The sequence below is a fragment of the Vibrio sp. 10N.222.48.A3 genome, from assembly GCF_041475345.1.
In the GTDB taxonomy this organism is placed as follows: domain Bacteria; phylum Pseudomonadota; class Gammaproteobacteria; order Enterobacterales; family Vibrionaceae; genus Vibrio; species Vibrio tasmaniensis_A.
Map to the genome: position 1 here is coordinate 873 of NZ_JBFRVX010001373.1, position 331 is coordinate 1,203.

Genomic DNA, 331 nt, shown 5'->3' on the forward strand with positions numbered 1-331 from the left:
ATCAAAGCCTTGTTTGATGATTACAAAACCGCAATCAACCTAGCTGCGGAATTACTGTTTGCGATTGCCGACACCGACTTAATTCATCAGCAATGCGAGAAAGCACACGGCCAACTACCAGCAAGCCTGCTAAACGAAGGGCACTCACTGATCCTACATCGAGACCTTATCGATGACTTACCACTACTGCTACGAGTATACGTAGGTTCAGGGTTGCAAATGTATGGCGAACTAGGTGACGAAATTGATCTCATAAAGATTCACATCACATCAGGAAAACTCACCCTAGCCGCTTATGATGCCTTTGAAAAGTCGGTGCCCTTTTTAACTG

Annotated in this window: 1 pseudogene; it reads left to right on the top strand. The window is 45.0% G+C overall.

Annotation, left to right across the window (positions count from 1 at the left end):
* Nucleotides 1–331: pseudogene (locus tag AB4653_RS26440) on the top strand (hypothetical protein); the annotation flags it as partial.